Origin of the sequence: Streptomyces colwelliae (genome assembly GCF_048158785.1) — a bacterium.
In the GTDB taxonomy this organism is placed as follows: Bacteria; Actinomycetota; Actinomycetes; order Streptomycetales; family Streptomycetaceae; genus Streptomyces.
The window spans coordinates 1-5,694 of the sequence record NZ_JBLTJC010000534.1 but is presented as its reverse complement, the minus strand read 5'-3'; the positions used below and the strand labels follow the sequence as shown (position 1 = coordinate 5,694).

Here is a 5,694-nt window from a genome sequence, read left to right as displayed (position 1 = left end):
AGGACACCGCCGACGGTCTCGGTGCGCAGCGCCTCCGCGACGAAGTTCCGCTCGGGCAGGGACAGCCGTCCCAGCACTTTGCGGGTGGCGGTGGGGCGGGGCGCGGTCACGGGGAGACCTCCGGGGTCCGCCGGTTGAACCGCACCACCACCGCCGACAGCCCACTCTCCTCCCGCGCCCGGCGCGTCAACGCCGTGTCCCCGCGCGGCAGGAACACCAGATGCCCGAGATCCACGCAGTCCAGACACCGCGGGATGCCACCCTCGACGACCACCAACGGCAACGGCCCACGACGGCAGTCGGCACAGTGCCGCTTCCTGAGCGGCTGGACGACCAGAAGTCCACTGCGGGGCGGCGGAGTTGTCAGCGGTGCCATACGAGATGCATTCCCCTCTGCTGCGAGCCTCTCTCCTGTTTCCCCTACGTCCTGCGCACATCGCGCCGAACGAACACCGACACGCGCGTACGGTGCCGGGTCGGCGTCTCGATCTCGTCGAGCACCGCCACGGCCAGGTCCGCGTACGACAGCCCGGGTGCGCCGTCCGGCACCCGCTCGCCCCCGAGCCGGTGGCGTCCGGTGCGCGGGGCGTCCTGTTCCAGTCCGCCGCCCGGCGTGAGCATCACCCAGTCGACCGCGTCCTCGCCCGCCTCCCGCAGGCGCCGCAGGCCGGCCGTGTGGGCCAGCGCGAACGGCCGTATCTCCGGCGGGAACGCCGAGGGGTCGTCCATCACCGGCCGCCCGTCCGCCCCGAGGAGGTCCGCGAACAGCCCGACGGCGACGAGCCGCCGCACTCCTGCCGAGGCCAGTCCCTCCAGCAGCGCGTCCGCCGCCTTGACGAAGAAACCGGGATCGAGCGAGTCGAAGCCCTGCTCGGGCCCGCTGAACGGCGACACCGCGTGCACGGCTCCGACCGCCCCGCCCGCGACCTCCCGCACCGACCCGGCATCGGTCACATCACCTCGTACGACCGAGACGCCCTCTACCGCGAGGTCCGTGTACCGCGCCGGATCCCGCACCACGGCCGTCACCTCGCGCCCACGCCCGAGCGCCTCCGCCGTCACCGCCCGCCCAGCCCGGCCGCCGGCCCCGAAAACGACGATGCCGTCCATGTCCAACCCCCTTGTCCAGCAGCGTCTTTCGCCGCCCGACCTGGACGTTAGGCACCTGAGGCCCGGTTACTTCAACGGTACCGGCGCTAGCCTCGACGAATGACCGACGCGACGGACGCCGTACGGCAGGACCCGCTGGACCCCGACATGTTCGACCCCGTCTGTCCCTCCTCCGTGATGCCCTTTCGAGTCGGAGACAAGTGGACCGGCATGGTCGTCCGCTGTCTCGAAGGCGGCCCGCGCCGCTTCACCGAACTCCGTGCACCGCTCCGGGCCGTCACCCCCAAGGTCCTCAGCGAGACCCTGCGCGCCATGGAACGCGACGGCCTGCTGACCAGGACCGCGTACGACGAGAACCCGCCGCGCGTCGAATACGCCCTCACCCCTCTCGGCCGCAGCCTCATCCCCCTCCTCGACGCCGCCCGCGCGTGGAGCGAGACCCACCTCCCGCACCTCCTCGCCGCCCGCCGGAGCCACGGGTGCGACATGTCCTGACCGAGGCCTGCCGCATCATGGGCCCTGTGCGACTGGAAGCGATCACCTGGGACCGGCTCGGCGACGAACTCGCCGAGCGTCTGCTCGACCTGAAGCCGGCCGACGGCAGCCCCTGGCCGCGCGTCGCCCTGGACGGCGCCCCCGCGGCCCGCCCCGGCGACCTCGCCGAGCGCGTCGCGGAAGCGCTGCGCGTCCGCGGCCGCTCCTCGCTCGTCGTCGGCACCGAGGGCTTCCTGCGCCCCGCCTCGCTGCGCCTGGAGTACGGACGCCAGGACGTCGAGGCGTACTACGACGGCTGGTTCGACACCCGTGCCCTGTGGCGCGAGGTCTTCGGCCCGCTCGAACCGGACGGCGACGGCCGCGTCCTGCCCGACCTGTGGGACCCGGTCGCCGACCGTGCCACCCGCAGCCCGTACGTCCAACTCCCGCCCGGTACCGTCCTGTTGCTGCACGGCCCCCTCCTCCTCCGGCACTGGTTCCCCTTCGACCTGACCGTCCACGTCCTCCTCTCGCCGGGCGCCCTGCGCCGCCGCACCCTCGAGACCGAGCACTGGACCCTCCCCGCCTTCGAGCGCTACGAGGACGAGACCGACCCGGCCGGCACGGCGGACGTCCTGGTGCGCGCCGACGACCCACGCCATCCGGCGTGGAGCGGGTGGGCCAAGGGCTGAGTGATCTCACCCAAGGGCTTTTATATGCGTGTGCATTTAGTTAGTGTGTCGGTATGCCGATCTTCGACGAATCCGTCCGTGCCCTCCTCGACGGCAAGAACTTCGCCAACATCGCCACCCTCCGGCCCGACGGTGCCCCACAGACCTCGGTGGTCTGGATGAAACGCGAGGGCGACGCCGTGCTCTTCTCCTCCCTCGAGGACCGTCAGAAGGTACGCAACCTCCGCCACGACCCCCGCGTCAGCGTGTCGGTGTTCGACCTCGCCAACCCCTACGCCTCGGTGGAGATCCGTGGCACCGCCGAGATCCTCCCCGACCCGGACAAACGGCTTCCGTACGAGCTCTCGCACAAGTACCTCGGCATCGACCCGCCCGACGAGAAGGACGACCAGACGCGGGTGATCATCCGTGTCGTACCGGAGAAGGTCGTGGGGTTCCACGTCTGAGCGGCCGTGGGGTTCTCTGTCCGGCCTTTGTCCCCGGTCGGCGCTCCGGCAGATCGGCGCTCCGGCGGACCGGAAGTCGTGACCGTCCGGGTGCGTTCACCCGGCCGCGCGGCGAGAATGTAGGGCGCCGGGACTAGCGGAACGTTCTGTGCCGCGCCGGCCGTCCGGCACCGGGAGGTACTTCATGACCACCGCCGGAGACATCATGCACCGGGGCGCCCAGTGGATCCCCGCCCATGAAACCCTGGACCGCGCCGCCCAGCTGATGCGCGAACTGGGCGTCGGAGCCCTGCCCATCAGCGACGAGAACGAACGGCTCTGCGGCATCCTCACCGACCGGGACATCGTCGTCGGCTGTGTGGCCATGGGCCACGACCCGGCCAAGGTCACCGCCGGCGAGATGGCCCAGGGCACACCCCGCTGGATCGACTCCGGCGCCGATGTCGGCGAGGTGCTCCAGGAGATGCAGGGACACCAGATCCGCCGGCTTCCCGTCATCGAGAACAAGCGCCTCGTCGGCATGATCAGCGAGGCCGACCTGGCCCAGCATCTGACGGAGGAGCAACTCGCCGGCTGGGTCGAGAGCGTCTACGCCCGGAGCGGCATGGGCTGAACCACCGGACTGTCCGAACGCTGAGCCACCGGACCGTCCGGACGCTGAACTACCGGACGGAACCGGACACTTCCGGGCGTCGAACCGCCGGACGGTTCCGGTTCAGCGGCTGCCGTTCAGAGCCAGCCGTTGCGCCGGAATCCCCGGTACAGCACGAGACAGGCCACGGTTATCGCGCCGATGACCAGGGGATAGCCGTACCGCCAGTGCAGCTCCGGCATGTGGTCGAAGTTCATGCCGTACACACCGCACACCATCGTCGGTACGGCGATCACCGCGGCCCACGCCGTGATCTTCCGCATGTCCTCGTTCTGCGCGACCGTCACCTGGGCGAGGTGTGCTTGCAGAATCGAGTTGAGCAGTTCGTCGAAGGACGCGATCTGCTCCTTCGCGCGCAGCAGATGGTCGGAGACGTCCCGGAAGTAGGCCTGTATCTCCGGTCCGATCACCCGCATCGGCCGGGTGGCGAGCTCCTCCAGCGGGCGGCTGAGGGGGACGACCGCCCGCTTCAGCTCCAGGAGTTCACGCTTGAGCTGGTAGATGCGGCCGGGGTCGGCCCGCGCGCCGTTCTCCGCGAACACGTCCGTCTCCACCTGGTCGATGTCCGCCTGCACGGAGTCCGTGACGCTCAGGTAGTCGTCGACCACGTGGTCCGCGATCGCGTGCAGCACCGCGGCCGGTCCCTTGGCGAGCTGTAGCGGGTTCGACTCCAACTCCTCGCGCAGCGGCCCCAGCGAGCCGTGCCGCCCGTGCCGCACAGTGATGACGAAGTCGGCGCCGACGAACACCATGATCTCGCCGGTGTCCACGACCTCGCTCGTCGCGGTCAGCTTCTCGTGCTCGACGTAGCAGACCGTCTTGAACACCGCGAACAGCGTCTCGCCGTAGCGCTCCACCTTGGGGCGCTGATGGGCCTCGATCGCGTCCTCGACCGCCAGCGGGTGCAGGTCGAAGAGCTCGGCGATGCCCGCGAACTCCTCGTTCGTCGGCTCGTGCAAGCCGAGCCAGACGAAGCTGTCCTCCTTCTTGCGCACCCGCTCGACGGTGTCCACCAGGTCGCCGGCGACGGGGACGCGCGCGCCGTCCTGATACGTGACGCACTTCACCACCGAGGAGCCCAGCGGTGACCGGGCATGGTGGCTCAGGTCGACCCGCGGGTGCCGCCGGGCCAGCCGCGCCACCTTGCGGAGGCCGCCGACCCTGCCGAGGCCCGTGACCTTCCGAAGATTCCCTGCCATGGACATCCGGCTCTCCTTGCGTGGATCCCCTCGCATCGCATTTCTGCGCCTTGGCGTGCCAGTTTGCCAGGCCGGCATGAGCCGTGGGTAAGCCTGTGGGAACGGAATCCTCCGCTTTGTTCCCGGCTGTGGACGAACCGGTGCACGGTCGTGGCGAGGGTGCGGTGGACCGGAGCTTCGCCCCTCCCCGCAACCGTGGCTTCTCCCCTCCCGACAACGTGGCTCCGCCCCTCCGGCAACCGTGGCTTAGCCCTCCCGACAACCGGAGCGTCGCCCCCTGTCGACAAGCGGGGCAACTGGGATGATCGCGGCATGACGCGATCCGACGGGTATCTCCTCGACAACCGGCAGTCCGAGGCGGGACAGCGCTTCGACGCCTTCGCCACGCTCTTCGACCCCACCACGTTCCGGCACCTGGAGGGGTTTGGCGTCGGACCGGGCTGGCGCGTCTGGGAGGTCGGTGTCGGCGGTACCTCGGTGGTGTCCTGGCTGGCCAAGAAGGTCGGCCCGACCGGAAAGGTCGTCGCGACCGACATCGACACCTCGCAGGTCGCCTCGGCCGCCCGCCCGCCGATCGAGGTGCGCGTCCACGACGTGGGCGCCGAGGAACCGCCGGGGGAGGGCTTCGACCTCGTGCACGCCCGGCTCGTACTCGTCCATGTCCCGGACCGGGAACGGGCGTTGCGCTCGATGATCAAGTCCCTGCGCTCCGGCGGACGCCTCCTGATCGAGGACGCCGACCCCGCCCTCCAGCCCCTCCTCTGCCCCGACGAACACGGCCCCGAGCAACAACTGGCGAACCGCCTCCGCCACGGCTTCCGCAAGCTCCTCGCCGACCGCGGCGCCGACCTCTCCTACGGCCGCCGACTCCCGCGCCTGCTCCGTGAGGCGGGCCTGCGCCGCGTGGAGGCCGACGCGTACTTCCCGGTCACCTCACCGGCCTGCGCCGCCCTGGAGGCCGCCACGGTCCGCCAGATCCGCGACCAGCTCGTCACGGCGGCACGGCCAACGCCACGATCATCGAGCTGCTCCCGTGACGGCTCACCAGGAGACGGGCAACTCGTAGATGCCGTAGGCCTGGGAGTCCTCCTTGAACTTCAACTCCGAGACGTCCACGGCGA

General features: G+C 70.4%; 7 protein-coding genes and 1 pseudogene. 5 read left to right on the top strand and 3 right to left on the bottom strand.

Features of this window, described 5'->3' with window-relative positions; genetic code table 11:
• Positions 1–127: 127 nt before the first annotated feature.
• Both ACNFOC_RS50025 and ACNFOC_RS50020 read right to left on the bottom strand, forming a co-directional pair.
• Positions 128–376: pseudogene (locus ACNFOC_RS50025) on the bottom strand (DUF2293 domain-containing protein); the annotation flags it as partial.
• A gap of 44 nt (positions 377–420) precedes the next feature.
• On the bottom strand, positions 421–1,110 hold the full coding sequence (locus tag ACNFOC_RS50020; RefSeq protein WP_416965644.1) for an NAD(P)-dependent oxidoreductase: 690 nt from the start codon (positions 1,108–1,110) through the stop codon (positions 421–423).
• Positions 1,111–1,209: 99 nt separating this feature from the next.
• Here ACNFOC_RS50020 and ACNFOC_RS50015 point away from each other — a divergent pair, with 99 nt between their 5' ends.
• The 4 genes from ACNFOC_RS50015 (at position 1,210) to ACNFOC_RS50000 (ending at position 3,335) form a co-directional block, all read left to right on the top strand.
• Entirely contained in the window at positions 1,210–1,605 is a 396-nt protein-coding gene (locus ACNFOC_RS50015) for a winged helix-turn-helix transcriptional regulator (protein ID WP_416965643.1), read from the top strand.
• A 17-nt stretch (positions 1,606–1,622) separates the two neighbouring features.
• Positions 1,623–2,276: a nucleoside/nucleotide kinase family protein gene (locus tag ACNFOC_RS50010; RefSeq protein ID WP_416965645.1), complete on the top strand. Its 654-nt coding sequence runs from the start codon at positions 1,623–1,625 to the stop codon at positions 2,274–2,276.
• Between the two features lie 53 nt (positions 2,277–2,329).
• Positions 2,330–2,722: a PPOX class F420-dependent oxidoreductase gene (locus ACNFOC_RS50005; RefSeq protein ID WP_416965642.1), complete on the top strand. Its 393-nt coding sequence runs from the start codon at positions 2,330–2,332 to the stop codon at positions 2,720–2,722.
• Between the two features lie 184 nt (positions 2,723–2,906).
• Positions 2,907–3,335: a CBS domain-containing protein gene (locus tag ACNFOC_RS50000; RefSeq protein WP_416965641.1), complete on the top strand. Its 429-nt coding sequence runs from the start codon at positions 2,907–2,909 to the stop codon at positions 3,333–3,335.
• A 116-nt stretch (positions 3,336–3,451) separates the two neighbouring features.
• On the opposite strand, the gene ACNFOC_RS49995 is transcribed toward ACNFOC_RS50000, so the two are convergent.
• Positions 3,452–4,579 carry a magnesium and cobalt transport protein CorA gene (locus ACNFOC_RS49995; RefSeq protein WP_416965640.1) on the bottom strand — a complete coding sequence of 376 codons (1,128 nt, stop codon included), beginning with the start codon at positions 4,577–4,579 and terminating at the stop codon, positions 3,452–3,454.
• A gap of 306 nt (positions 4,580–4,885) precedes the next feature.
• Here ACNFOC_RS49995 and ACNFOC_RS49990 point away from each other — a divergent pair.
• The coding region (locus ACNFOC_RS49990; protein ID WP_416965639.1) for a methyltransferase domain-containing protein at positions 4,886–5,694 on the top strand (809 nt) is incomplete at its 3' end.